This window comes from Actinokineospora fastidiosa, from assembly GCF_014648415.1.
Classification (GTDB): domain Bacteria; phylum Actinomycetota; class Actinomycetes; order Mycobacteriales; family Pseudonocardiaceae; genus Actinokineospora; species Actinokineospora fastidiosa.
Genome location: NZ_BMRB01000004.1, coordinates 473715 through 499527 on the forward strand (window position 1 = coordinate 473715; position 25813 = coordinate 499527).

The following is a 25813-nucleotide window of genomic DNA, read 5'->3' on the forward strand; positions in this document are numbered from 1 at the left end:
GCCGTCCCGATTAGGAAGTCGCAGTTATGGCACGCCGCAAGGCAGTCTCGGCCAAGGTCGACCCCGCCGCCTTCGACCAGGCGGGGGCCCAGGTCTTCGAGAACCCGGTGAAGACCGAGATCGAGGACTCGTACCTGGAGTACGCGTACTCGGTCATCCACTCCCGAGCCCTACCCGACGCGCGCGACGGGCTGAAGCCCGTCCACCGCCGCATCCTGTACTCGATGAACGAACAGGGCTACCGCCCCACCCACGCCTACGTGAAGTCCTCGCGGGTCGTGGGGGACACAATGGGCAAGTATCATCCACACGGTGACGTGGCGATTTACGACGCCATGGTGCGGATGGCGCAGGACTTCTCGCTGAACGCCCCGCTGATCGACGGGCACGGCAACTTCGGCAGCCCGGACGACGGACCGGCGGCCAGCCGGTACTGCGTCGTCGGCGACACCCGGATCCGGCTCGCCGATGGCACCAGCCCGCGGATCGCCGACCTGGTGCCGCTCGCGCCGGACAGCGAGGCCGAGGTCGACTTCGAGGTGCTCGACAAGGACGGCAAGGCGGTCCAGGTCGATCGGGTGTTCAACTCCGGTGTCCACCCCACCCTGCGGATGCGGACGGAGGCCGGGTACCGGCTTCGCGGAAGCGAGAACCACCTCGTGTTGTGCCTCGAGGCGCCGATGGGCGTTCCCCTGTTCCAGTGGCGCAGGCTCGACGAGGTGAAGCCGGGCATGGTCGTGTGCGTCGCCCGCAACGCCTGGCAGAACCTCGTGCCGACGGCGCGCGAGTACATGCTCGGCGTCCTGGCGGGCGCGTGGGTGTCCGAGGGCTGGGCCAGTGACACCCGTGCAGGCTTCAACAACACGGACGGCTACTTCTTCGACGAGGTGGTGCACGCTTACCAGTCGGTGGTCGGCGGGCGGTACTACGTTTCCACCAGGCAGACCAAGGTCGATCACAAGACCGTCTACGAGTTGGATATCCAGGACTGCGCGGGCGGGATGGAGAAGTTCCGGCAGAGTCCGCTCGGTGAGTTCATCGGCGCGAAGGCCCGGGACAAATTCGTGCCGGACTTCGTGTGGCGGGCCGGTTGGGGAGTCAAGCGCGCGTTCCTGATGGCGGCCTTCGAGGGCGACGGCGGTCCGCGCGTGGCGAAGGACGGCTTCACCATCCACTACTCCACCTACAGCAGGCGCTTGGCGGACGAACTGCAGGAGCTGTTGGCCGAGTTCGGCGTGTTGGCCAGGACCAAGAGCTACTCACGGCCGAGTGGATCGGTGGAGCACCGGCTCATCGTGTCCGGCCTGCGCAACGTCCGCGCCTTCGTGGAGCGCGTCGGGTTCCTCAGGTCGAAGCAGGCCAAGGTCAAGGACCTGCTGGTGCGGTCTCCGGTGCGGCCCCACCGTCTCAGCAAGGACCACGTCCCGTTCGTCGCCGAGTACGTGCGCGACGCTCTGCCCGCGGGCCGCGGCAGCGGGCGCAAGTGGCTGGAGAACCACAACTTCGATCGGGTCGAGCGCTGGGAGACCGAGCGTCTGCGGCTGATCGACCGGTTCAAGGACACCGAGGTCCTGGCGACCATCCTGCCGATCATGGACTCGGGCTACCTCTTCGAGCGGGTGACCGAGGTCGTTCCCGACGAACCGGCTGAGGTCTACTCGGTGCGGGTGGTCTCCGAGGACCACTCGTTCCTCGCTGGTGGTTTCGTCAACCACAACACCGAAGCGCGGATGTCGCCTGAGGCGATGTTGCTTGTCGGGGAGCTTGATGAGGACACCGTCGACTTTCGGCCCAATTACGACGGGTCGTTGCAGGAGCCGTCGGTGTTGCCTGCGGCGTTTCCGAATCTGCTGGTCAACGGGTCGTCGGGGATCGCGGTGGGGATGGCGACCAACATGATCCCGCACAACCTCGGCGAGGTCGTCGCCGCGGCGCGGTGGTTGGTGAACCATCCCGACGCCGATCTCGACAAGCTCATGGAGTTCATCCCCGGGCCCGACCTGCCCACCGGCGGGATGCTGCTCGGGCTGGACGAGGTGCGCAAGGCGTACGAGACCGGGCGCGGGATCGTGCGGATGCGGGCGCGCACGGAGATCGGGCCGCTGGAGGGGAGCCGGGGCAGGCAGGCGATCACCGTCACCGAGCTGCCCTACCAGGTCGGCGCGGAGAAGATCATCGAGAAGATCACCGACGAGGTCACCAAGACCAAGCGGCTCTCCGGCATCGCCGACGTCAAGGACCTGACCGACCGCGAGAACGGCACGCGGCTGGTCATCGAGTGCAAGGTGGGCGTCAACCCGCAGGCGCTGCTGGCCGACCTCTACCGGCTCACGCCGATGGAGCAGTCCTTCGGCATCAACAACCTGGTGCTCGTGGACGGCCAGCCGCGCACGCTCGGGCTCAAGGCGCTGCTGGAGGTGTACCTCAAGCACCGCTACGAGGTCGTCACCCGGCGCACGCGGTTCCGGCGCAAGAAGCGGGAGGACCGGCTGCACCTCGTCGAGGGCCTGCTCGTCGCGCTGCTCGACATCGACAAGGTCATCGCGCTGATCCGGTGGAGCGAGAACGCCGCCGCGGCCAAGGACGGCCTGATGAAGCGGTTCAAGCTCTCCGACATCCAGGCCACCTACATCCTCGACACGCCGCTGCGCAGGCTCACCAAGTACGACCGCATCGAGCTGGAGGCCGAGCAGGACAAGCTCCGCAAGGAGATCGCCGAGCTGTCGACGATCCTCGACGACGAGCGCGTGCTGCGGAAGGTCGTCTCCACCGAGCTCGGCAAGGTCGCCAAGGACCTCGCCGAGGAGCGCCGCACCGCGCTGATCGACGGCGACCTCAAGGAGGTGCTCGCCGCCAGCAAGCCAGCGGGCCCGCTGGAGGTCGCCGACGACCCGTGCCAGGTGCTGCTGTCGGCCACCGGCCTGGTCGCCCGCACCGCCGCGGAGTCCGAGGAGTCCAGCGAGGCCCGCAGGCGCAACGGCCGGGCCAAGCACGACGCCGTCTCCGCGATCGTCCACACGACCGCGCGAGGGCAGGTGCTCCTGGTGAGCAACCGCGGCCGGGCGTTCAAAGTGGACGTTCTGCCGCTGCCAGTGCTGCCCGAGCAGAGCGGGACGGTCTCGCTGTCCGGCGGCATGGCGGCCGGGGAGGTGGTCCCGCTGGAGAAGGGCGAGCGGGTGGTGGGCATCGCGCCGCTCGGGGAGACGTCGTCGCCGGGCCTGGCCATGGGCACGCGGCAGGGCGTGGTGAAGGTGTGCGCGCCGGACTGGCCGGTGCGGTCGGACGAGTTCGAGGTCATCTCCCTGCGCGACGGGGACGAGATCGTGGGCGCCACCTGGTTGACCGACGGCGCGGAGACGCTGGCGTTCGTCACCTCGGACGCGTCGCTGCTGCACTACCCGGCCGGGCTGGTCCGCCCGCAGGGCCTCAAGGGCGGCGGCATGGCGGGCGTGAACCTGGGCAAGGACGCCCACGCCGTTTTCTTCGGCGCGGTCCGCACGGACGACCCCGACCACGGCGAGCCGATGGTCGTCACCGCGACCGGCACCACGGTCAAGGTCACCCCGCTGGCCAAGTACCCCACCAAGGGCCGCGCCACGGGCGGCGTCCGCGCGCACCGGTTCCTCAAGGGCGAACACGCCGTCACGCTGGCCTGGATCGGCCCCCGCCCGGCGGGGATCAGCCGCAACGGCTCCGCCGTCGAACTCCCCGAGCCCGACCCGCGCCGCGACGGCAGCGGCTCGGCGCACCCGGGGCCGGACATGGTCGGGCACCTGATCGAGCGGGATTAGCGCGGGGATCTCCTGGAGGGGCCGGTCCGCGAGGGCTGGCCCATTCCCCTGCCGCCTGCCGGGTGTCTAGCTATCCTAGACACCATGCTGAACGACGACCTGCTCCGCCTCGCCCGTCAGGCCGCGATGAACCTCGCCGAGGCTCAGGAGCGGGCGGAGGGCGCCCGCACCGAGTACCACCAGGCGGTTCGGCGGCTGCACCTCGCCGGGGCCTCGCTGCGCGAGATCGCCGACGCGCTGGAGATCAGCCACCAGCGGGTGCACCAGATGGTCGAGGAGGCGGGCGGCACGCCGGGGTGGAAGCCGCGCCGCACGCCGCCGGAGCCCGCGTGCTCCTTCTGCGGCGTCACGCACACCGAGCCTGGCTCGCTGGTGGCGGGGCCGGGCGTCTACATCTGCCACGCCTGTGTCGCCGCCTCCACCGTCGCCATCGCCGACGCGAAGGACCAGCCGCAGGTCGCGACCCCGCTGGCGTGCTCGTTCTGCGACCGTCCCGCGACCGAGGCGCAGCACCTGGCGACCGGGCCGGGCGTGCGGATCTGCGAGCGGTGCGTGGGGTTCTGCTCGGAGATCGTCGACCTCTACCTGGACTGAAGCGCGATCCCGTCGAGCAGGATGGCCAGCCCGGTGTGGAAGCTGCGCCGGGCGTCCCACTCCAGGTAGGGCGTGCGGTCCTCCGGCGGGGGCTCGGGGTCGGACTCCAGCCAGGTGGTCATCGGGAACCGCGCGGCGAAGTCCGGGACCGCGGCCTCCAGCAGCGGTGAGCGGGAGTACCACCAGTCCTCGTCCGACTGCCCGGTGGCCGCCGCGGCGGAGCGGGCGTCGGCCACGGACTGGGCGGCGCCGCGGACGTAGTGGAACAGGGTGCTGATCGCGCCGCGGGCGGCGCGCGGGGGCAGGCCGGTGCGGCGGACGATGGCCGCGACCGTCTCCAGCGACTGGAACTCGTTCGGGCCGAGGACCGGACGGGCCCGGGAGATGTGCAGCAGCCACGGGTGGCGCAGGTGGAACGCCATGGTGTCGTCCGCCCACGCGACGAGCGCGTCCCGCCAGGGCACGTCGTCGGGGTAGGACGAGGGCAGCTCGGCCAGCGCCCGGTCGTACATCAGCTCCAGCAGCTCCGCCTTGCCGTGCACGTATGTATAGAGCGCCATCGCTGTGCGACCGAGGCGTTCGCCGACCGCGCGCATCGACAGGGTCGCCAGGCCGGTCTCGTCGGCAACGGCGATCGCGGCGTCGACGATCAGGTCGACCGACAGCGTGGGCCTCGGCCCCGGGCGCTCGGGCGGCTCGGCGGAGCGCCACAGCAGGGGGACCGACCGGGCGGGGTCGCCCTGTCCGGCGTAGACGACCACGCATCACTCCTTATGGTGTAAAGTGCCGACTCCTTACAGTATAAACCCAAGGGGGAAGCATGACGGTGACCGCCGACAGCCATGACGTCATCGAGGTCAGGGGCGCGCGGGAGAACAACCTGACCGGCGTCGACGTCGACATCCCCAAGCGCAGGCTCACGGTCTTCACCGGGGTGTCCGGGTCGGGGAAGTCGTCACTGGTGTTCGGCACCATCGCCGCGGAATCGCAGCGGATGATCAACGAGACCTACACCGCGTTCCTGCAGTCGTTCATGCCCACGATCGGCAGGCCGGACGTCGACTCGCTGCGCAACCTCAGCGCGGCGATCGTGGTCGACCAGGAGCGGATGGGCGCCAACGCGCGCTCCACCGTCGGCACCGCCACCGACGCCCACACCATGCTGCGGATCGTGTTCAGCAGGCTCGGGCAGCCGCACGTCGGCACGTCCGGCGCGTTCAGCTTCAACCTGGCCGAGGGCATGTGCCTGGCCTGCGAGGGGCTGGGCAAGGTCTCCGACGTCGACATCGACGAACTCGTCGACCGGGACAAGTCGCTCAACGAGGGCGCGATCACCGTGCCCAACTTCGGCGTCGGCACCTGGTACTGGCAGTCGATGGCCGCGTCCGGGTTCTACGACCCGGACAAGAAGCTGCGCGACTTCACCGAGCAGGAGTGGGCCGACTTCCTGCACAAGCCGTCCACCAAGGTGAAGGTCGGCAGCAACAACATCACCTACGAGGGCCTGGTCGTGAAGGTCCAGCGCCTGTACCTGCTCAAGGACCGCGCCTCCATGCAGGCGCACATCCGCGAGTTCGTCGACCGCGCCGCCACCTTCCGGACCTGCGCGGAGTGCGGGGGCGCCCGGCTCAACGCCGCCGCGCTGTCGTCGCGGATCGAGGGGCTCAACATCGCCGAGTGCTCGGCGATGCAGATCAGCGACCTGGCCGACTTCATCCGCAAGCTGGACGAGCCGTCCGTCGCGCCGCTGCTCGCGACCCTGCGCGACACGCTGGACTCGCTGGTGGACATCGGGCTGGGGTACCTGAGCCTGGACCGGGAGTCGGGAACGCTGTCCGGCGGCGAGGCGCAGCGGGTGAAGATGGTGCGCCACCTCGGGTCGAGCCTCACCGACGTCACCTACGTCTTCGACGAGCCCACGGTCGGGCTGCACCCGCACGACATCCAGCGGATGAACGACCTGCTGCTCCTGCTGCGCGACAAGGGCAACACCGTCCTGGTGGTCGAGCACAAGCCGGAGGTCATCGCCATCGCCGACCACGTGGTCGACCTCGGCCCCGGGGCGGGCACGAACGGCGGCCGCGTCTGCTACACCGGCGACGTCGCGGGCCTGCGCGCCTCGGGCACGCTCACCGGCCGTCACCTGGACCACCGCGCCCGGCTGCGCGACGACGTCCGCAAGCCGACCGGGTGGCTGCCGATCACCGGGGCGTCGCTGCACAACCTGCGCGATGTCAGCGTGGACGTGCCGACGGGCGTGCTCACGGTGGTGACCGGGGTCGCCGGGTCGGGCAAGAGCTCGCTGATCCACGGCTCGCTGGCCAAGCGCGACGGCGTCGTGGTGGTGGACCAGTCGGCGATCCGCGGCTCGCGGCGCAGCAACCCGGCGACCTACTCCGGCCTGCTCGACCCCATCCGGACGGCCTTCGCCAAGGCCAACGGGGTGAAGGCGGCGCTGTTCAGCGCGAACTCCGAGGGCGCCTGCCCGAACTGCAAGGGCATCGGGCTGGTCTACACGGACCTGGCGATGATGGCGGGCGTCGCGTCGGTCTGCGAGAAGTGCGATGGCAAGCGGTTCACCGCCGAGGTGCTGACCCACAAGCTGCGCGGCAAGGACATCAGCGAGGTGCTGGCGATGTCGGTCGCCGAGGCGCAGGCGTTCTTCCCGTCCGGCCCGGCCAGGGCGATCCTGGACCGGATGGTCGACGTCGGCCTGCCGTACCTGAGCCTGGGCCAGCCGCTGACGACGCTGTCCGGCGGCGAGCGGCAGCGGCTCAAGCTGGCGATCCGGATGGCCGACAAGGGCGCGACGTACATCCTCGACGAGCCCACGACCGGCCTGCACCTCGCCGACGTCGACCAGCTGCTCGGGCTGTTGGACCGTCTGGTTGACGACGGCAACACCGTGATCGTCATCGAGCACCACCAGGCGGTGATGGCGCACGCGGACTGGATCATCGACCTGGGCCCCGGCGCTGGCCACGACGGCGGCCGGGTCGTGTTCACCGGCACGCCTGCCGAGCTGGTGGCCGACGCGGACACCCTCACCGCCCGGCACCTGCGCGATTACGTGGGTATTTCGGCCCGGTGATCGGCGGCTAAGTCGCTGCCGCTATTGTGTCGGCCGCGGGCACGGGCCCCGTCGAAATACCCGCCTTACGCCCCGAGGGAGCGGGGTCCGTGCTCGCCCATGCATTTCGCCGGGGCGGTCCTTCACAGTTAACAGAGGTTCTCGGTGGCCTTCCGTAGTGTCCTGACCTGCACGGATGGCCTAATAGCACTTCACAGTATCGTTTCCGTGATACGGGAACGAGACGCCCTTGCGTCGGGTCGGACCCGGCCGCGATATTCGGTGGACCGACCGATTCGCCCGCTGTGAGGACGTTGTGGCGAATCGGCGGCAATTCCTCGGGGCGCGCCCCGGTGAATTGCCGGTCGTGCTGCGCGCGCGATTCGTTCCCCTGCACCCGATCCCCCTGGGAGATCGAACGTGAAACGGAGTCTCACCGCCGCGGCAGTCCTGGCCGCGGCCGCCACCGCCATCGCCACTCCCGGCGCCGCGACCGCCGTGCCCGAGGTCGCGCCCGAGCTGCTCGCCGCGATGCAGCGCGACCTCGGCCTGACCGCCGATGCCGCGCTCGAGCGCCTTGCCGCCGAGGCCGACGCCGCGGGCGCCGAGCAGCGGCTGGCCGCCGCCCTGCCGGACGCCTTCGGCGGGGCGTGGTTCGACGCGAGCCGCAACGTCCTGGTCGTCGGCGTGACCGACGCGGCCAGGGCGGACGCCGTCCGCGCGGACGGCGCCGTGCCGCAGGTCGTGCGGCACAGCGCCCGCGAGCTGGACGCGGTCGTGGACCGCCTGGACGCCGCCAAGCCGCCTGCGGGCGTCACCGGCTGGTACGTCGACGTCCAGCGCAACACCGTCACGATCACGACCGCCACGGGCACGGCCGAGGCCGCCGAGGCGTTCGCCGCGCGGGCGGGTGTCGCCGACACCACGACCGTCGTCGAGTCCGCCGAGGCCCCGCGGCCGCTGTACGACGTGCGCGGCGGCGACGCCTACTACCCGGGCAACAGCCGCTGCTCGATCGGGTTCTCGGTCCAGGGCGGGTTCGTCACCGCGGGCCACTGCGGCCGCGTCGGCACCTCGACCAGCGGCTACAACCGGGTCGCGCAGGGCACCGTGCGCGGCTCGTCCTTCCCCGGTGACGACATGGGTTGGGTGCAGGTCAACTCGTCCTGGACCCCGACCGGCGTCGTCAACCGGTACAACGGCGGCACGGTGTCCGTCAGCGGCTCGTCCGAGGCGCCGGTCGGCGCGTCGGTGTGCCGCTCCGGCTCCACCACGGGCTGGCGCTGCGGCACCATCCAGGCCAAGAACCAGACCGTGCGCTACTCGCAGGGCGCGGTCTACGGCCTGACGCGCACCAGCGCGTGCGCCGAGGGCGGCGACTCCGGCGGCTCGTGGCTGTCGGGCAACCAGGCCCAGGGCGTGACGTCCGGCGGCTCCGGCAACTGCAGCTGGGGCGGCACGACGTACTTCCAGCCGGTGAACGAGATCCTCAACCGCTACGGTCTGCGGCTCATCACCAGCTAGCGCGAGCGTGCGCGGGGCGCCGTCCCGGTCCCAGGACGGCGCCCCGCGCCTTCACGCGTCCTCGTTCTGCGCCAACAGGATCGACCCGCGCAGGGCGATCTCCAGCGTCAGCCGCTCGCTCGGGTCCTCAAGGCGCTCGCCGAGCAGTTCCTCCAGCTGGTGCATCCGGTAGCGCACGGTCTGCGGGTGCACGGCGAGGCGGTTGGCGATCTCGTTGATGCCGCCGCGGGTCTCCAGCCAGGCGAGCAGGGTCGCGGTGAGCCTGCCGCGCTGTTTCGGCGTCAGGTCGTCGAAGGGCGCGAGCGTCTGGCGCACGATCTGGGTCAGCAGGTACTCGTCGGCCAGCAGGACCAGCGCGGGCAGGTGGTCGGCGCAGCGCAGGACCGGCTCAGCGGGCAGCACGCCGCGCTGGACCAGCGTCAGCGCGCGGCGGGCGACGGCCAGGGAGTGGGCGGCCCGCTCGACGGGGACCGAGGGGCCGACGGCGATGCGGCGGCCGGGCAGCGCCGCCGCCAGCGCGTCGGTCCACTCCGCGACGACCAGGCACGGGGTGGAGCTGTCGAGGTCGGCGAGCGCCTCGGCGCCCAGGGCGGCGCCGTCGTGGTCGGTCGGTTCCAGCGCGACCGCGACGACCTCGGCGGGCAGCGGCCAGTCGGTGGTCTCGGCCAGGTCGCGCACCGCGTGCGGGGAGACCGGCGGGTCGGCCATGAGCATCTTCAGCAGCTGCTTGCGCCTGCGCTCCCGCGCCCCGCCCGCGGTGGCCTGCGCCTCGCTGTACCCGGCGATGGCCACGGCGCACAGCTCGTCGACGTAGGCGAAGATGCGGTCGGCGAGCACCAGCAGCGTCTCCGTCGGCACGCCCAGTTCGCCCGCCACCACGCGGATGCGCCGCCACGCCGCCCGCGCGCCGACGCGGACCGCCGACTGCAGCGCGTCCATCGTGCGGCCCTGCGCGAACTCCAGCCGTCCGGCCTCGCGGAAGACCTGCTCCCAGCGGACCTGGTCGGCGCCTTCCGGGTTCTGCAGGCAGAACATGATCGCGGCGTCGACGTTGCGGACGACGACGAGCGTGGGGTCCCGCTCGGGATCGGGGTCGGGGCGGTACGCGGGGACGGCGGCCTGCACCTCGGCGACGACCTCGCGGACCACCTCCGCGCTCATCGCCCGCATGCGCTGGGCGAGCACCGGGGGGATCGTGGCGATCACCTGACGGACCATCCCACGCGGGGGCGGCGGCGCCGTCCGCGGGCGGGGGAAACCGCCCACCTGGGCCACCTGACCGGGCGTGCCTGTCATACCCTCACCCCATTCTGACAAGTTCCGCCTGCCGTTCCACCCCGCGATCGGCCGGATTGCTCCGCCGACGATAAGTTTGTTACCGGCGGGTGTCAACGAGAAGGCCGATGGTCGTCTTCCGGACCTGCGTCGTTGATCAAAACCGGTGCCGGGTTGTCAGGAGCCGCACAAACCCCTCAGCCGGTCTTGTGCGGGGATGACAAAGTCTGACTGGGCCGTCGATGCAGGTCACGTGGGGTGTGCGGGAGTGACAAAAGCGACTGCTCATATTGTGGCAATGGGTGGACGACGTCATCGGAAAAGCTGTTCACGAGTATTGCATTTCGACGTTACCGACGGGTAGTTTCGGCCTGATTCCGGGACTGAAAGAGGACTGATGAGCACTCGTGTGAAATCGAGGCGCGCACTGGCCGCCGCGTCCGCGGTCGGGGTGGCCGGACTCGTGGTCGGCGGCCTGCTGATGGCCGCGGGCGCCAGCGTCGCCGAGCCCGTCGACGTCGACAAGACGCTGACCTACAGCTGCCCGTTCCCGCTGATCGGGACGCAGAAGCTCGCGGTGCGGATCCAGGCCACCATCGACGTGCCCGCCACCGAGGGCGGCGAGATCGTCACCAGGGACTTCTCCGCGACCGCGACCGTGCCGGAGACGGCGACGCAGGGCCTGACGCTCGTCGGCGCGAAGACGGTCGAGGGCACCGCGGTCGCCAACATCACCCTGGAGAACGCGGGCGCCGCGCTGCCGATCTCGCTTCCCGGGCTGATCATCCCCAAGACCGACGTGCCCGCGTCCGGGCCGTTCGACACCGTCGCGAGTGGACCGGTGCCGACCGCCTTCCCGAAGGCCGGGCCGACGTCGATCATCGTGGGCGACTTCAGCACGACCCTGACCCCGCGCCGGGCCGACGGCGCCGAGACCGGCCTGGGCACCTTCACCGCGCCCTGCACGCTCGACCCCGGGCAGGACACCACGCTGCTGAGCTTCACCGTCGGCGCGCCCACCGGGACCACGGACCCGACGACGGACCCCACCACGACCGATCCGTCCACAACGGACCCGACCAGCGCCGACCCAGACCCGACGACGACCACGGTCGACCCGACGGGCACCGAGCCGCCGCCCGCCGACGCGATCAAGGTCGACAAGGTCGTCAACTACACCTGCCCGTTCCCGCTGATCGGCGTGCAGCCGCTCAAGGTGCGCATCCAGGCCGACGTGACCCCGCCGCCCGCGGTGGGCGGCGAGGTCGTCACCACGAACTTCTCCGCGACCGCGACCGTGCCGGAGACGGCCACGCAGGGCCTGACGCTCGTCGGCGCGAAGACCATCGAGGGCACCGCGGACGCCGGGGTCGTCGTCGACAACGCGGGCGAGGTGTTCGACCTGCCCATCCCGGGCCTGACGATCCCGAAGACCGACGTGCCCGCGTCCGGGTCCTTCGACACCGTCGCGGGCGGCACGGTGCCGAGCCGCGCGGTCGAGAACCCTGGCCTGACGGTGATCACCGTCGGCGACTTCAGCACCACGCTGACCCCGCGCAAGGCCGACGGCACGGAGACCGGGCTGGGCACCTTCACCGCGCCCTGCACCCTGGTCGACGGTCAGGACCTCGAGCTGCTCCGCTTCGAGCTCGGCGACGGCCCGACCGTGACCACCACGCCGACGACCGACCCGACGACCACGACGACCGTCCCCACCACGACGGACCCCACGACCACGGCGCCGACGACCGACCCCACGACGACGGACCCGACCACCACGGATCCGACCACGACGGTCCCCACCACCACGGACCCCACGACCACGACGAAGCCGACCACGACCACGCCGACCACGACCAAGCCGACGACCACCCAGCCGACCACGACCAAGCCGACGACGACCACCACCAAGCCGACGACCACCACGGACCCGTCGCAGACCACGACCGAACCGACGACCACGGAGCCGACGACCACCCAGCCGACGACCACGGAGCCGACCGAGCCGCCGACGGACACGTCGTGGTCGCCGACGGACGGCCCGACCGACACCACCGGCCCCGGCGTCCCGCCCGGCGACTACCCGAGCCCGCCTCCCTCGGGCGGCAACCTGGCGGACACCGGCGTGTCGATCCTGCTGCCGCTGGGCATCGGCGCGGCACTGGTCGCCGCGGGCGTCGCCGCCCTGCTCCTGCAGCGCAGGCGAGCGGCCCGCCGCTAACGGCCGAGGCTGAGTAACCACAGCGCGGGCGCGTCCGGACCACGGGCGCGCCCGCGCACGTTCGGCACCTGGGCGCGTTCACGACGCCTGCACACGGGACCCGCCTGCGGGTTCGTCACCCCTGGTTCGCCGTCAACGGGCGTTCGGCGTTCCTGTCGGATCGTTGCTCATATTCACGGGAATGTGTTTCCGTGGATTTGTCATGAATGCACGAACTCATTTCGGTCATTCGCTGGTAACGTCATTCCCGAATCGTGCCCGTAGTTTTCTCGTCGGTGGTGTGTCCGCCCCGACGCAGCGAAAGGTCGACCAGTGCTGACCACCACCACCCGCCCGCGCAGGCTGGCCGCGGTGTGCGCCGCCCTGGCCGCGGCGTTGGCCGCCACCTTGGCGGCCGCGCCCGCCGGGCACGCGCAGTCCGCGCCGCAACCGCGCGACGACTCCTTCTACGAGCCGCCGTCCCCGCTGCCCTCGGGCGCGCCGGGCGATGTCATCCGCAGCAGGCCCACGACCGCGGTCGCGGTCGCCGACCGCGCCAAGGCGTGGCAGGTGATGTACCGCTCCACCGACGCGCTCGGGCAGCCGATGGCCGTGGTCGGGACGGTGCTGGTGCCCAACGGCGTCGACCCGGCCACCGCGCCGGTCGTCAGCTTCGCCGCGGGCACGCACGGTCCGGCCTTCCGGTGCCGGGTCTCGTACATGTCCCAGATCGGCGCCTTCTACGAGCAGCCCGCCGTCAACGACATGCTCGCCCAGGGCTGGGTCGTGCTGATGACCGACTACGAGGGCTACCGTCCTCAACCTAAGACGACCTACGTCACCGGGCGCTCGGAGGGGCACGCGGTGATCGACATGGTGCGCGCGGCGCAGCGCATGCCCGAGGTGCGGGTGGGCGCGTCGAGCAAGGTCATGTTCCGCGGGTACTCCCAGGGCGGCGGGGCGTCGCTGTGGGCGGCGGAGCTGGCGCCGCAGTACGCGCCGGAGCTGAACCTGATCGGTGTCGTCGCGGGCGGCGTGCCCGCCGACCTGGTGCAGGTCACGCTTTTCCTGGAAGGCAAATTCGGGTTCGGATTCCTGCTCTACGCGCTCTCCGGCCTCGACAACGCCTACCCCGAGCTGGATCTGGAGAAATACCTCAACGACACCGGCCGGGCCGCGGTCGCCGAGATGGCCGCGGGCGACTGCACGCTGGAACTGCTCGTCAAATACCAGGGCAAGCGGCTCAACGAGTTCATGACCACCAGCCCCGTGCTCACCGAGGCCTGGCTGGCCAGGGTGCAGGAGAACAAGCTGGGCGGCGCCGCCATCGGCGTCCCGGTCCTGCAATACCACGGCATCGATGACAACATCGTCGCCTATCGCCAGGCGAAACAGCTCAGCGCCGACTATTGCGCGAAGGGCGTCGCGCTGACGTGGAAGGAATTGCCCAAGGACCACATCGCCATGGTTTTCCACGGCAACAAGGACGCGCTGGCCTTCATGAAGGACAGGGTCGCGGGCGCGCCCGCCGCCCCGACCTGCGCCTGAGCTGCGCGGACAGCACCCCGTGCCCGACGAGGGGCGCGGGGTGCTTCTGTTTCCCCCGTGCTAACCCGCCCGCCGCCCACCGGCCCGCCGAGCTGGGCGGGAGCGCCAAATTGCTCACCGGGGCACAAGAGTCGCCCGGGTTGTCATGGGGCTGCGCCGATATTCCGGCCGCTTGCTTGACGCTGCCGCGAAGCCGGTTCTAACTTCGGCCGACAGCCAGCGGAGAAAGCGGTCGGAGGAATGGCGTGGCAATAGCCGGGAAAACGGTGCTCGTCACCGGCGCGGGCGCCGGAATCGGCGCGGCGCTGGCGGTCGAGGCGGCAGGCGGCGGCGCGGCCGCCGTGGTCGCGGTCGACATCGACGCCGCCGGGGCCGAGGCGACCGCCGCCGCCGTCCGCGAGCGGGGTGTCGCCGCGGTCGCCGCCGGGGTGGACGTCGCCGACGCGGCAGCGGTCCGCGCGCTCGTCGCCGAGGTGCGGGCCGAGCACGGCCCGATCGGAGCGGTGTTCTCCAACGCGGGCGTCGCCGTCGGGCTGGGCCTGCACGCGCCGATGTCGCTGTGGGAGAAGGCGTGGGCGGTCAACGTCCGCGCCCACGTCCACCTGGCCCAGGCCGTGCTGCCCGGCATGATCCGCGACGGCGGCGGCCACTTCATGATCACCGCCTCCGCCGCGGGACTGCTCGGCCTGCCCGGCGACGCGCCGTACGCGGTCACCAAGCAGGCGGCCGTCGGCCTGGCCGAGTGGCTGGCCTGCGCCTACGCCCGGCACGGGATCAAGGTGAGCGCGCTGTGCCCGCTGGGGGTGCGCACCGGGCTGCTCATGCCCGCGGTGGCCGCCGGTCACCCGGCCGGGCTGGCCGTCGCCGAGCTCGGCCCGATCCTGGAGCCCGCCGAGGTCGCCGCGTGCGCGGTCGCCGGGCTCGCCGACGGCCGGTTCCTCGTGCTGCCGCACCCCGAGGTCGCCGAGCTGTACGCCAAGAAGGCCGCCGACCCCGACGCCTGGATCCACACCCACGCGAGCACCCGATGACCGGAGGAGCAATGCGCGACGAGCGGCCCGAGTACGTGCTGGGCATCGGTCCGGCCGGGCAGAGCTGCGCCGGGCTGTGCGCGGCGGTCGCCGCCGTCGGCGGGCTGGGCGTGCTCGACCTGGGCACGGGCGGACGGCGGGCGCGGTCCGCGCTGGCCAGGACCGCGCGGGCGGCCAAGGCCGTTGACCGCCGGTTCGGCCTGCGGGTGCCCGAGGGCTGCGCGCTCTCCTTCGCCGAGGTCGCCGAGATCCTCGGCGCCGCCGCCGAGCGCGTCGACGTCGTGGTGCTCGGCTGGGACTCGCCGTGGCGGGTGTCCGACGTGCCCGACCGCTACGTCGTGCTGGTCGAGGTCACCTCGCCCGCCGAGGCCGTGGCCGCCAGCGAGCAGGGCGCCGACGGCCTGCTCGCGCGCGGCGCGGAGTCCGGCGGGCGGGTGTCGGAGACGGGCGCCTTCGTGCTGCTGCAGCAGATCATCGACGCGAGCCCGCTGCCGGTGTGGCTGGCGGGCGGCATCGGTCCGGACACCGCGGCCGCCGCGGTGGTCGGCGGGGCGGCGGGCGTCGTGCTCGACACCCAGCTCGCGCTGCTGGCCGAGACCGACATCCCCGACGACCTCGCCGCCGCGATCGCGGCCAGCGACGGCACGGACACCACGGTCGTCACTGGACACCGCGTCCTGCCCGGCGGGGCCCCGGTCGGGCAGGACGCCTTCCTCGCCACCGAGTTCCGCCGTCGCTTCGGGACGGTCGCGCGCGCGGTGCGCGCCGTGCTGACCGCGATCGGCGCGGCAGTGCACGCCACCCGCCCGCCGGTCCTGGGCCCCGGTTCGGCGCTGGCCGAGGCGCTCGGCACCCGGTACCCCATCGCGCAGGGGCCGATGACCAGGGTCAGCGACCGCGCCGAGTTCGCCGACGCCGTGGCGGCGGGCGGCGCGCTGCCGTTCCTCGCCCTGGCGCTCAACTCCGGCGAGCGCAGCCGCGAGATGCTGTCCGCCACCCGCGCGCTGCTGGGCGAGCGGCCGTGGGGCGTCGGGCTGCTCGGCTTCGCCCCGCCGGAGCTGCGGGCCGCCCAGGTCGAGGCCGTGCTGGCCGCCCGTCCGCCCGCCGCGCTCATCGCGGGCGGCCGCCCGGACCAGGCCGCCGTGCTGGAGGCGGCGGGCATCGCCACGTTCCTGCACGTGCCGTCGCCGGGGCTGCTGCGCCAGTTCCTCGACGCGGGCGCGCGCCGGTTCGTCTTCGAGGGCAGCGAGTGCGGCGGGCACGTCGGGCCGCGCACGTCGTTCGCCCTGTGGCAGGCCCAGCTCGACGTCCTGCGCGAGCACCCGGGCGGCGGCGAGGTCCAGGTGCTGTTCGCCGGGGGCGTCCACGACGCGCGCTCGGCGGCGATGGTGGCCGCGCTGGCCGGGCCGCTGGCCGACCGGGGCGCCGCGATCGGCGTCCTCATGGGCACCGCCTACCTGTTCACCGAGGAGGCCGTGGCGGGCGGGGCCATCACCGACACCTTCCAGCAGCAGGTGATCGCCGCGTCCGGCACCGAGCTGCTGCACACCGCGCCCGGGCACGCGACCCGGTGCGTGGCCAGCCCGTTCACCGGTTTCTTCGCCGAGACCGCCGCCCGGCTCAAGGCCGCGGGCGTGCCGGAGCGGGAGGCGTGGGCGAAGCTGGAGGAGCTGAACGTCGGCAGGTTGCGGGTGGCGAGCAAGGGCCTGCGCCGCGAGGGCGACGCGCTGGTCGAGGTCGACGCCGAGGGCCGCGTCGCCGACGGGATGTTCATGGCGGGCCAGGTCGCGGCGCTGCGCTCGACGGTGACCACGATCGACGACCTGCACCGCGCCGTCTCCGTCGGCGCGGGGGAGCACCTGCGCGAGCGGGCCGCGCGCGTGCGCGACGACCTGCCGAGGACGCGCCCGCCGCGGCCCGCGCCCGAGCCCGCCGACATCGCGGTGGTCGGCATGGCGTGCGTGTACCCGGGCGCGCCGGACCTGGCCGCGTTCTGGGCGAACATCGTGGGCAACCGCGACAGCGTCACGGAGGTGCCGCCGACCCGGTGGGACCCGGAGGTCTACTTCGGCGACGGCCAGGGCAAGACCCGGTCCAAGTGGGGCGGGTTCCTCGACGCGGTCCCGTTCGACCCGCTGCGCTACGGCATCCCGCCCGCCGCGCTCGGCTCGATCGAGCCGGTGCAGCTGCTCGCGCTGGAGATCGCCCAGCGCGCGTTGGAGGACGCGGGGTACGGGCAGGGCGGCTTCGACCGCGAGCGCGCGGGCGTGGTGTTCGGCGCGGAGGCGGGCGGCGACCTGTCCAAGGCGGAGGACCTGCGGATGTTCCTGCCGTCTTACGCGTCGTCGGTGCCCGACGAGCTGATGGCGCAGCTGCCCGAGCTGACCGGCGACAGCTTCCCCGGCAGGCTGGCCAACGTCATCGCCGGGCGCGTCGCCAACCGGCTCGACCTCGGCGGTACGAACTACGTGGTGGACGCGGCCTGCGGGTCGTCGCTGGCGGCGGTCGAGTCGGCGTGCAAGGAGCTGGAGACCGGGTCCGCCGACCTGATGCTGGCGGGCGGGGCGGACCTGCACAACGCGATCGGCGATTATCTGCTGTTCTCCTCGGTCGGGGCGCTGTCGCCGACCGGGCGGTGCCGCACGTTCGACAGCTCCGCCGACGGCATCGCCCTGGGCGAGGGCGTGGCGTGCGTGGTGCTCAAGCGCCTCGCCGACGCCGAGCACGACGGCGACCGGATCTACGCGGTGATCAAGGGCATGGGCGCGGGCAGCGACGGCCGCGCGCTCGGTCTGACCGCCCCGCGGCCGGAGGGCCAGCGGCGCGCCGTCGAGCGCGCCTACGCCAAGGCCGGGGTGTCCCCTGTGGACATCGGCATGGTCGAGGCGCACGGGACCGGCACCGTCGTGGGCGACCGCACGGAGCTGACCACGCTGACCGAGGTGTTCGGGGCGGCGGGCGCCGCGCCGGGGTCGGTCGGGCTCGGGTCGGTGAAGTCGCAGATCGGGCACACCAAGTGCGCGGCGGGCATCGCCGGGCTGATCAAGGCCGCGATGGCCGTGCACACCGGGGTCCGGCCGCCGACGCTGCACGTGGCGGAGCCGAACCCGGCGTGGGACCCGGCGACGAGCCCGTTCGCGTTCCGGTCGTCGGCGGCGCCGTGGCCGGGGGAGCCGTCGGCGCGGGTGGCGGCGGTGAGCGCGTTCGGGTTCGGCGGGACGAACTTCCACGCCGTGCTGAGCGGGCACACCCGGGCCCGGCGCGGGCTGACGCGGTGGCCCGCCGAGTTGTTCGTGTTCCGCGGGGCGTCCGAGGACGCCGCGCTGGCGGCGGTGCGGTCCCTGCTGGCGTTGGCCGACGGGCCGGTGGCGCTGCGCGACCTGGCCAGGACCGCCGCGGTCCGGGCCGACCGCGACCCGGCCCCGGTGCGGGTCGCCGTGGTGGCGCGGGATGTTGCCGAGCTGGCCGGGCTGCTGCGCCGGGCGCTGGCGGGGGAGACCGACCCGGAGGCCGGGCTCTACCGGGCGTCCGGGGCGGAGCGGGGCAAGCTGGCGGTGTTGTTCCCCGGCCAGGGCAGCCAGCGACCGGGCATGCTGGCCGAGCTGTTCGTCGCCGTGCCCGACCTGCTGCCCGCGGCGGACCCCGACGTGCTCTCGGCGCTGTTCCCCCCGGACGCGTTCTCCGACGACGCGGCCAAGGCGGCGGCCGACCGCTTGCGCGACACGCGCATGGCCCAGCCCGCACTGGGCGTGACCGGGCTTGCCGTGCACGAGGTGCTGACGCGGCTGGGCGTCCAGCCGGACATGTACGGCGGCCACAGCTACGGCGAGCTGGTCGCCCTGGCCGCGGCGGGCGCCATCGACCCGGGCGACCTGCTGCCGCTGAGCGCCGCCCGCGCGGCGGCGATCCTGGCGGCGGCGGGGGACGACCCGGGCGCGATGGCGGCGGTCGGCGCCGACTACGCGCGGGTGCAGAGCGTCCTGGCCGACGCCATGCTGGCGGGCCGGGTCGTGGTGGCCAACCACAACGCGCCGTCCCAGGTCGTGCTGTCGGGGCCGACGGCGCTGGTCGCCGAGGCGGTCGAGGCCCTGCGCGCGGCCGGGGTGTCGGCCCGCCCGCTGCCGGTGGCCTGCGCGTTCCACAGCCCGGTCGTCGCGGCCGCGGCCGAGGCGTTCGCCGACGAGCTGGCCCTGCACCGGGTGGAACCCCCGCGCGTGCCGGTGTGGGCGAACCGGACGGCGCGGCCGTACGTGTCCGATGTGGACGGGATCAGGGCGGAGCTGGCCGCGCAGGTGGCGTCCCCGGTGCTGTTCGCCGCCCAGATCGAGAACATGTACGCCGACGGCGCGCGGGTGTTCTTCGAGGCCGGGCCCGGCCGGGTGCTGTCCAACCTGGTGCGCTCGACCCTGGGCGACCGCCCGCACACGGTGGTGTCCTGCGAGCCGGGCAAGCGGACGGGCCTCTCGGGCTTGCTGCACGCCCTGGCCACCCTGGCGGTCACCGGCGTCCCCCTGCGCACCGGCTGGCTGACGACAGGCCGTGACGCCGTCGAGCTGACCGGCCCGGTCGCGGCGGCGCCCGGCTGGACGGTCGACGGCCACCTGGTCCGCACCGCCGACGGCACTCCCGTCGCGGGCGGCCTGTCGCCCGCCCGCCGGGTAGCCGCCTTCGCCCCCACCCCAGCCCAGCCCGTCGACCGCGACACCATGGTCTCCGACTTCCTCCGCTCCACGCGAGAACTGGTCGCCGCCCAACGCGACGTCCTGCTGGGCTACCTGGGCGCCCCGCCCCCAGCGGCGCCCACGCCGACCGCGCCCGCCCCGGCACCCGCTCTGACCGCGCCGACACCGCTGCCCCCCGCCCCGGCGCCGACCACCTCCACCGCGCCCTCCGTGGCCGCGACCATCACCGCCGTCATCGCCGAGCGCACGGGTTACCCGGCGGAGATGGTCGAGCCGGATCTGGACCTGGAAGCCGACCTGAGCATCGACTCCATCAAGCGCACCGAGATCGTCGGCGAGTTGGTTTCGCGCCTGGGCACTGCGGTGTCGGTGGATGAGCTGGTCCGGGCCCGCACGGCGGCCGAGTTGACGCGCCTGTTGGACGGTCGGCCGTCCAAGCCGGTGTCCTCGGTGGCGGAGACGATCGTGGCGGTGATCGCCGAGCGCACGGGTTATCCGGTGGAGATGGTCGAGCCGAGCCTGGACCTGGAAGCCGACCTGAGCATCGATTCGATCAAGCGTACGGAGATCGTCGGCGAGTTGGTTTCGCGCCTGGGCAGTGCGGTGTCTGTGGATGAGTTGGTCCAGGCTCGCACGGCCGCCGAGCTGACGCGCCTGTTGGACGGCCAGCCGTCCAAGTCGGTGTCTTCGGTGGCGGAGACGATCGTGGCCGTCATCGCCGAGCGCACCGGTTACCCCGCGGAGATGGTCGAGCCGGACCTCGACCTGGAAGCCGACTTGAGCATTGATTCGATCAAGCGCACCGAGATCGTCGGCGAGTTGGCGACGCGGCTGAAGACCACGGTGCCCATTGACGAGTTGGTCAGCGCCCGTACCGCCGCTCAACTGGCCACCCTGCTCGGCGACACCGCCCCACCGCCCCGGCAAGAACCGGCGCGGGGCGCGCAGGCGGGCCGGTCGGCTCCGGCTGGGGGTGACCGGTCGACCGATGGGGTTGTGCCGACCCGGCGGGAGCTTGTCGCGGTCGCGGCTCCGGCCAACCCTAACGACGATCCCGGTGCCCTGTTCGGCGCGACCATCCTCATCCTCGGCGGCACCCCCAGCTCTATCGAGGCGGTGGCGGGACGGCTCTCCGCCCATGGCGGGCTTGCCGTTCCGCTGCCCTCGGCCGCCGAGCTTCCCGAGTGGGTCGAGCGGGTCGACGGGCTGGTCTGCCTCCCCTCCGACGGGCCGTTGCTGCCGGGCGGGTTCGGCCTGGTCCGGTCCGTGCTCGCGCGGCGGCCGCGGTGGTTGGTCGCCGTGGAGGAGGAAGGCCGGGCGCTCGGGTTGGCCGGGTTCATGCGGACCGTCCGGAAGGAGCATCCGGAGACGGCGGCGCGGGTGGTGGAGTTGGCGGCGCCGGTCCCGGACGACGAAGCCCTCGTGGACATCGTCATCGACGAACTGCTCGCCACCGGGACCGAACCGGTCGTCGTCAGGGGCGACGAGCGGCGGGCCTACGTGCTGAAGGACAGGCCGCTGACGGGGAGTGGTGACCTCGGGCTCGGGCCCGACAGCGTGGTCCTGCTCATCGGCGGCGCGCGGGGGATCACCGCCCGGGTCGCCGCGGGGTTGACAGGCGCCCGGTGCACGCTCGAACTCGCCGGGCGCACCTCGCCGCCCACGGAGCCGGAGGACGCGGAGACGGCGGCCGCCCAGGACCTCCCGGCGCTGCGGGGCGTCCTCGCCCGGCGCGGGGGGACGCCCGCCGAGGCGGACCGGGCCGCCAGGGCGATCCTCGCCCGGCGGGAGGTCGCGGCCACCCTGGCCGAGCTGCGCGCCAAGGGCGCCACCGCCGTGCACCGCAAGGTCGACGCCGGGGACGCGCATGCCGTGCGCAGGCTGGTCAAGCAGGTCCACGCCGAGCACGGCCGCATCGACGGGGTCGTCTACGCCGCGGGCGTCATCGAGGACCGGCTCATCGCCGACAAGGACCCCGAGTCGTTCCGCCGGGTCTACGCCACCAAGGTCGACGGCATGGCCGCGCTCCTCGGCGGCCTCGACGACGCCGCGGTCGCGCCCCGGTTCGTCGTGGCGTTCGGCAGCATCGCCGCCGTGCTGGGCAACCGGGGCCAGGCCGACTACGCCGCCGCCAACTCCGCCGTCGACACCCTCACCGCCCAGTGGTCCCGGCGCACCGGCCACCGCGCCCTGACCGTCCATTGGGGACCATGGGCGCCGAGCGCGGGCGGCATGGTCACCCCCGAGCTGAGCCGCGTCTACGCCGAGCGCGGGATCGAGCTGATCGACCCCGACGCGGGTGTCGCCGCCCTGCTCGCCGAGATCGCCTCGGGCACGGCCCACTCCGTCCTCTACGCCGGGGAGGGCTGGTGACCGTCCTGCGGCTCGCCGCCGCCACCCCCGACGCCCTCCTCGACCGGCTCGACCGCGAGGACGCGCGCACCGCGCCCGTCGGCGCTGGCCCGACCCGCATCGCCGTCGCCGACCCCACCGACGACCGGCTCGCCCTGGCCCGGCGGGTCGTGGCGGGCCGCAAGGCCTGGCGGGGCAGGCGGGACCTGTGGTTCGCCCCCGACCCGGTCCCCGGCCCGGTCGCGTTCCTGTTCCCCGGCCTGGAGGCCGACTTCGCCCCCCAGGTCGACGACGTCGCCGCCTGGCTCGGCCAGGCTGCGCCCGACCTCGACACCTCCACCCTGGGCAGGCACGGCGCGGCCGTCATCGCCGTTGGCCGCCTGCTCGACGCCGCACTGCGCAAGCTGCGTATCACCCCGGTCGCCGTCGCGGGCCACAGCGTGGGGGAGTGGACGGCGATGATCACCGGCGGGCTGTTCGCCCCGGCCGACTTCGAGGCGATGCTCGCCGCGACCGACCTCGACGCCCTGCGCGTCCCCGGGGTCGAGTTCGCGGTCCTGGGCTGCCCGGTCGAGCGCGCCCGCGAGGCCATCGCGCCGGTTCCGGACGTGGTGGTCTCCCACGAGAACTCCACCAACCAGACCGTCGTGTGCGGGCCCGCCGAGCCCGTCGGCGACGTCGTCGCCCTGCTGCGCGCCAAGAACGTCATCTGCCAGGTGATGCCGTTCCGCTCCGGCTTCCACACCCCCATGCTCGCCCCCTACCTCGACCAGTTCCGCCGCACCGGCGTGCCGAGCCTGCCGCTGCACCCGCCGTCGGTGCCGGTCTGGTCGGCGACCACGGCGCGGCCGTTCCCCGGCGACCCGGCCGCGGCCCGCGAGCTGTGCATCCGGCACCTGGTGGAGCCCGTCCGGTTCCGCCAGCTGGTCACCGCGCTGCGCGCCACCGGCATCCGCTCGTTCGTGCAGATGGGCTCCGGCCAGCTGGCCTCCCTGGTCTCGGACACCCTGCGCGGCGTCGACCACCTCGCCGTCGCGGCCAACAGCGACCGCGGCCCCGGCATGGCCCAGCTGCGCCGCGCCGCCGCCGCGCTGTGGGTCGACGGCGCGGACCCGGACTTCACCGCGTTCGACGCGCCCGTCGAGGTGGCCGCGCCCGTCCGCGACCCGCTCGCCGACGCCGCCGCGCGCCACCCGGCCCTGGCCGAGCTGCCGCTGCTGATGCGCGAGATCGAGGAGGCCGTGCAGGCCGTGCTGGCCGCGGCCGACCCGGGCGCAGGCACGGTCTCGGTGTCCACAACGGACATGCCGTGGCTTGCGGACCACTGCTTCGTCCGCCAGCGCCCCGGCTGGCCGGACGAGACCGACCTGCGCCCCGTCGTCCCGGCCACGACGATCCTGCACCACATGGCCGAGGCCGCCGTCCGACCGGGCACGGTGGCGGTCGGCGTGGACGACCTGCGGCTGCACCGCTGGCTCGTGGCCGCGCCCGCCACCGAGGTCCGCGTCGAGACCCGCGCGCTCGGCCCCGACCGGGTGGCGGTCCGGCTGGGCGAGTACGCCGAGGGCACCGTCCTGCTCGCCCCCGCCTACCCGGCGGGCCCCGCGCCCTGGACGCCCAGCCCCGACGAGCACCCGCCCGCCATCACGGCCGAACGGCTGTACTTCGAGCGGTGGATGTTCCACGGACCGCGCTACCGGGGAGTCAGCCGCACGATCGGCGTCGGCGCGGCGTCCGCGCGCGCCGAGATCACCGTCCCGGAGGCGCCGGGCGCCCTGCTGGACAACGTCGGCCAGGTCATCGGCGTGTGGCTGGCCGAGTGGCACCCGGCGCGCTCGATCGCGTTCCCGTCGGGCCTGCGCCGCGTCCGGTTCCACGGCCCGCAGCCGGCGCCGGGCACGACCGTGGCCTGCGATCTGCGCATCACCTCCGCCGACGAGCGCCGCCTCACCGCGGACGCGCAGGTCGTCGTGGGCGGGCGGACCGTGATCACCGTCGAGGGCTGGACGGACCTGCGCTTCGACAGCGACGCGCAGACCAGCGCCATCCACCGCTTCCCGGAGACGTCCACCCTCTCGACCCGTCACGACGCCGGTTGGTGGCACACTGCCGACCGCTGGCCGACGCTGGCCTCCCGCGAGTTCTTCCTGCGCAAGTACCTCGCCGCCGCCGAGCGCGCCGACTACGACCGGGTGCCGCCGCGCGAGCGCAGGGACTGGCTGGTCGGCCGGTTCGCCGCCAAGGACGCCGTGCGCGGCGCGCTGTGGGACCGCGGCTTCGGCCCGCTGTTCCCCGCCGAGATCCGGATCAGCGACGGCGCCGACGGCCTGCTCGGCGTCGAGGGGGCCCACGGCCTGGTGATCCCGCCGCTGACCGTCGCCGTGGCCGCCGAGGGCGGCGTGGGCGTCGCCCTGGTCGCCGAGGCCGAGGACCGCCCGGCCGTGGCGCTGGCCCGGGTCGGCCCGGACGGCCGCGCGGCCGCCGTCGCCAAGGCGGTGGCGGCCATCGGGCCGAACAGCGACACCGAAGTGGTCCCGGTCGACGGGCCGGACCGGCACGAGTACGCCGTCGCCTGGACGCGGGCACGGCACACCCAGAGGGAGACCGCACCGTGAGCACGATCCAGCCCCAGACCATGGCGCCCACCCGCGACGCCGTCCTCGACGACCTGCGCGGCATGCTCGCCATGGTCCTCGACCAGTACGGCGCCGACGTCGTCGAGCTGTCCGAGATCACCGAGGACACCCTGTTCCACGACGACCTCGGCCTGGAGAGCATCGACCTCGTCGCCGTCGGCGCGCTGCTGGCCGAGCGCTACGGCGAGCACGTCAACCTCGCCGCGCACCTGGCCGAACTCGACCTCGACGAGGTCATCGGCATGCGCATCGGCCTGCTGGTCGACTTCGTGGTCGCGCGGACGGGGCACTGACCCGTGGCGATGCTGGAGGTCAACGGCGTCCGCACGCACTACCAGCTGCTGCCCGCCCGCGACGCCGGTCAGGGCGAGCCGCCGGTGGTGGTGTTCGTGCACGGCCTGGGCTACGACAGCCTGGCCAGCTTCTACCTCACGCTGTGCCCGCCGGTCGCGGCGGCCGGGATGACCGCGCTGGCCTACGACCTGCGCGCGCACGGCCGCACCGACCGCCCGGCGTCGGGCTACCGGGTCGGCGACTTCGTCGACGACCTGCGCGAGCTGCTGGACCGCCTCGACCTCCGCCGCCCGGTCCACCTGGTGGGCAACAGCTTCGGCGGGACGGTCGCGTTCAGCTTCGCCGCGCGGCACCCGGAGCGGGTGGCGGGCATCGTCTCCATCGAGGCCGAGCCCGCCACCGAGGCGTGGGCCGAGAAGATGGGCCGGACCCTGGGCAACGTGCTCGACGAGATCGCCAAGGAGGAGTACCTGGCGTGGGTGACGCGGACCTTCGGCGCCCACCACGCCCGGCTGGCCAGGGCCGCGCACGCGCTGATCGCCGCGACGTCCATCGTGACGGACGTGCCCAGCGGGCCGCTGCTGTCCACAGCGGACCTCGACAGCATCACCTGCCCGGTGCTGTCGATCCTGGGCGACCAGGGCTTCCAGAGCGACGACCCGCTCGCCGTCGAGCGGCTGCTCCCGGACTGCCGGACGGAGGTCATCGAGGGGCAGAACCACTCCGTGCTCGTGGAGCGCCACCGGACCGTGCGGGCGATGGTGCTGGAGTTCGTGGCGTCGCTGTCGCAGCGGGCCGCGGCGTGAGAGTCCTCGT

Annotated in this window: 13 protein-coding genes; 11 read left to right on the forward strand and 2 right to left on the reverse strand. The window is 73.2% G+C overall.

Annotation, left to right across the window (positions count from 1 at the left end; translation table 11 throughout):
• Positions 1-26: 26 nt before the first annotated feature.
• Complete coding sequence (locus IEY98_RS24225; RefSeq protein WP_189212900.1) at positions 27-3791, forward strand: DNA gyrase subunit A; 3765 nt, start codon at positions 27-29, stop codon at positions 3789-3791.
• 84 nt (positions 3792-3875) lie between these two features.
• On the forward strand, positions 3876-4385 hold the full coding sequence (locus tag IEY98_RS24230) for a ClpX C4-type zinc finger protein (protein WP_189212901.1): 510 nt from the start codon (positions 3876-3878) through the stop codon (positions 4383-4385).
• Here IEY98_RS24230 and IEY98_RS24235 read toward each other — a convergent pair.
• A complete protein-coding gene (locus IEY98_RS24235; protein WP_189212902.1) occupies positions 4373-5146 on the reverse strand; it encodes a TetR/AcrR family transcriptional regulator in 774 nt (257 codons plus the stop codon). The genes IEY98_RS24230 and IEY98_RS24235 overlap by 13 nt on opposite strands.
• Before the next feature lie 59 nt (positions 5147-5205).
• On the opposite strand from IEY98_RS24235, the gene IEY98_RS24240 reads away from it, so the two are divergent.
• Together IEY98_RS24240 and IEY98_RS24245 are read left to right on the forward strand one after the other, a co-directional pair.
• On the forward strand, positions 5206-7476 hold the full coding sequence (locus tag IEY98_RS24240) for an ATP-binding cassette domain-containing protein (RefSeq protein WP_189212903.1): 2271 nt from the start codon (positions 5206-5208) through the stop codon (positions 7474-7476).
• A 399-nt stretch (positions 7477-7875) separates the two neighbouring features.
• A complete protein-coding gene (locus IEY98_RS24245) occupies positions 7876-8979 on the forward strand; it encodes a S1 family peptidase (RefSeq protein WP_189212904.1) in 1104 nt (367 codons plus the stop codon).
• 51 nt (positions 8980-9030) lie between these two features.
• Here the strand turns inward: IEY98_RS24245 and IEY98_RS24250 are convergent, their stop codons facing one another.
• Complete coding sequence (locus IEY98_RS24250) at positions 9031-10185, reverse strand: PucR family transcriptional regulator (protein ID WP_189212905.1); 1155 nt, start codon at positions 10183-10185, stop codon at positions 9031-9033.
• Between the two features lie 466 nt (positions 10186-10651).
• Here IEY98_RS24250 and IEY98_RS24255 point away from each other — a divergent pair, with 466 nt between their 5' ends.
• The 7 genes from IEY98_RS24255 to IEY98_RS24295 all read left to right on the forward strand — a co-directional run bounded on the left by IEY98_RS24255 (position 10652) and on the right by IEY98_RS24295 (position 25803).
• Complete coding sequence (locus tag IEY98_RS24255) at positions 10652-12475, forward strand: DUF6801 domain-containing protein (protein WP_189212906.1); 1824 nt, start codon at positions 10652-10654, stop codon at positions 12473-12475.
• Between the two features lie 312 nt (positions 12476-12787).
• The gene (locus IEY98_RS24260) at positions 12788-14002 is read left to right on the forward strand and encodes a lipase family protein (RefSeq protein WP_229787331.1); all 1215 of its coding nucleotides are present in this window, start codon (positions 12788-12790) and stop codon (positions 14000-14002) included.
• Positions 14003-14247: 245 nt separating this feature from the next.
• A complete protein-coding gene (locus IEY98_RS24265; protein ID WP_189212907.1) occupies positions 14248-15033 on the forward strand; it encodes an SDR family NAD(P)-dependent oxidoreductase in 786 nt (261 codons plus the stop codon).
• Positions 15030-22088: a type I polyketide synthase gene (locus IEY98_RS24270; RefSeq protein WP_229787333.1), complete on the forward strand. Its 7059-nt coding sequence runs from the start codon at positions 15030-15032 to the stop codon at positions 22086-22088. Before IEY98_RS24265 ends, IEY98_RS24270 begins: the two co-directional genes overlap by 4 nt.
• Complete coding sequence (locus IEY98_RS24285) at positions 22085-24682, forward strand: acyltransferase domain-containing protein (protein WP_189212908.1); 2598 nt, start codon at positions 22085-22087, stop codon at positions 24680-24682. The genes IEY98_RS24270 and IEY98_RS24285 overlap by 4 nt, the downstream gene beginning before the upstream one ends.
• Positions 24679-24996 carry an acyl carrier protein gene (locus IEY98_RS24290; RefSeq protein WP_229787335.1) on the forward strand — a complete coding sequence of 106 codons (318 nt, stop codon included), beginning with the start codon at positions 24679-24681 and terminating at the stop codon, positions 24994-24996. The genes IEY98_RS24285 and IEY98_RS24290 overlap by 4 nt, the downstream gene beginning before the upstream one ends.
• Positions 24997-25005: 9 nt before the next feature.
• Positions 25006-25803 carry an alpha/beta fold hydrolase gene (locus IEY98_RS24295; RefSeq protein WP_308425923.1) on the forward strand — a complete coding sequence of 266 codons (798 nt, stop codon included), beginning with the start codon at positions 25006-25008 and terminating at the stop codon, positions 25801-25803.
• Positions 25804-25813 lie beyond the last annotated feature (10 nt).

Excerpts from the sequence above, each read along its gene's own strand:
- IEY98_RS24225 (WP_189212900.1), top strand. The coding sequence starts at position 27 with ATGGCACGCCGCAAGGCAGTCTCGGCCAAGGTCGACCCCGCCGCCTTC.
- IEY98_RS24230 (WP_189212901.1), top strand. The coding sequence starts at position 3,876 with ATGCTGAACGACGACCTGCTCCGCCTCGCCCGTCAGGCCGCGATGAAC.
- IEY98_RS24240 (WP_189212903.1), top strand. The coding sequence starts at position 5,206 with ATGACGGTGACCGCCGACAGCCATGACGTCATCGAGGTCAGGGGCGCG.
- IEY98_RS24255 (WP_189212906.1), top strand. The coding sequence starts at position 10,652 with ATGAGCACTCGTGTGAAATCGAGGCGCGCACTGGCCGCCGCGTCCGCG.
- IEY98_RS24270 (WP_229787333.1), top strand. The coding sequence starts at position 15,030 with ATGACCGGAGGAGCAATGCGCGACGAGCGGCCCGAGTACGTGCTGGGC.
- IEY98_RS24295 (WP_308425923.1), top strand. The coding sequence starts at position 25,006 with ATGCTGGAGGTCAACGGCGTCCGCACGCACTACCAGCTGCTGCCCGCC.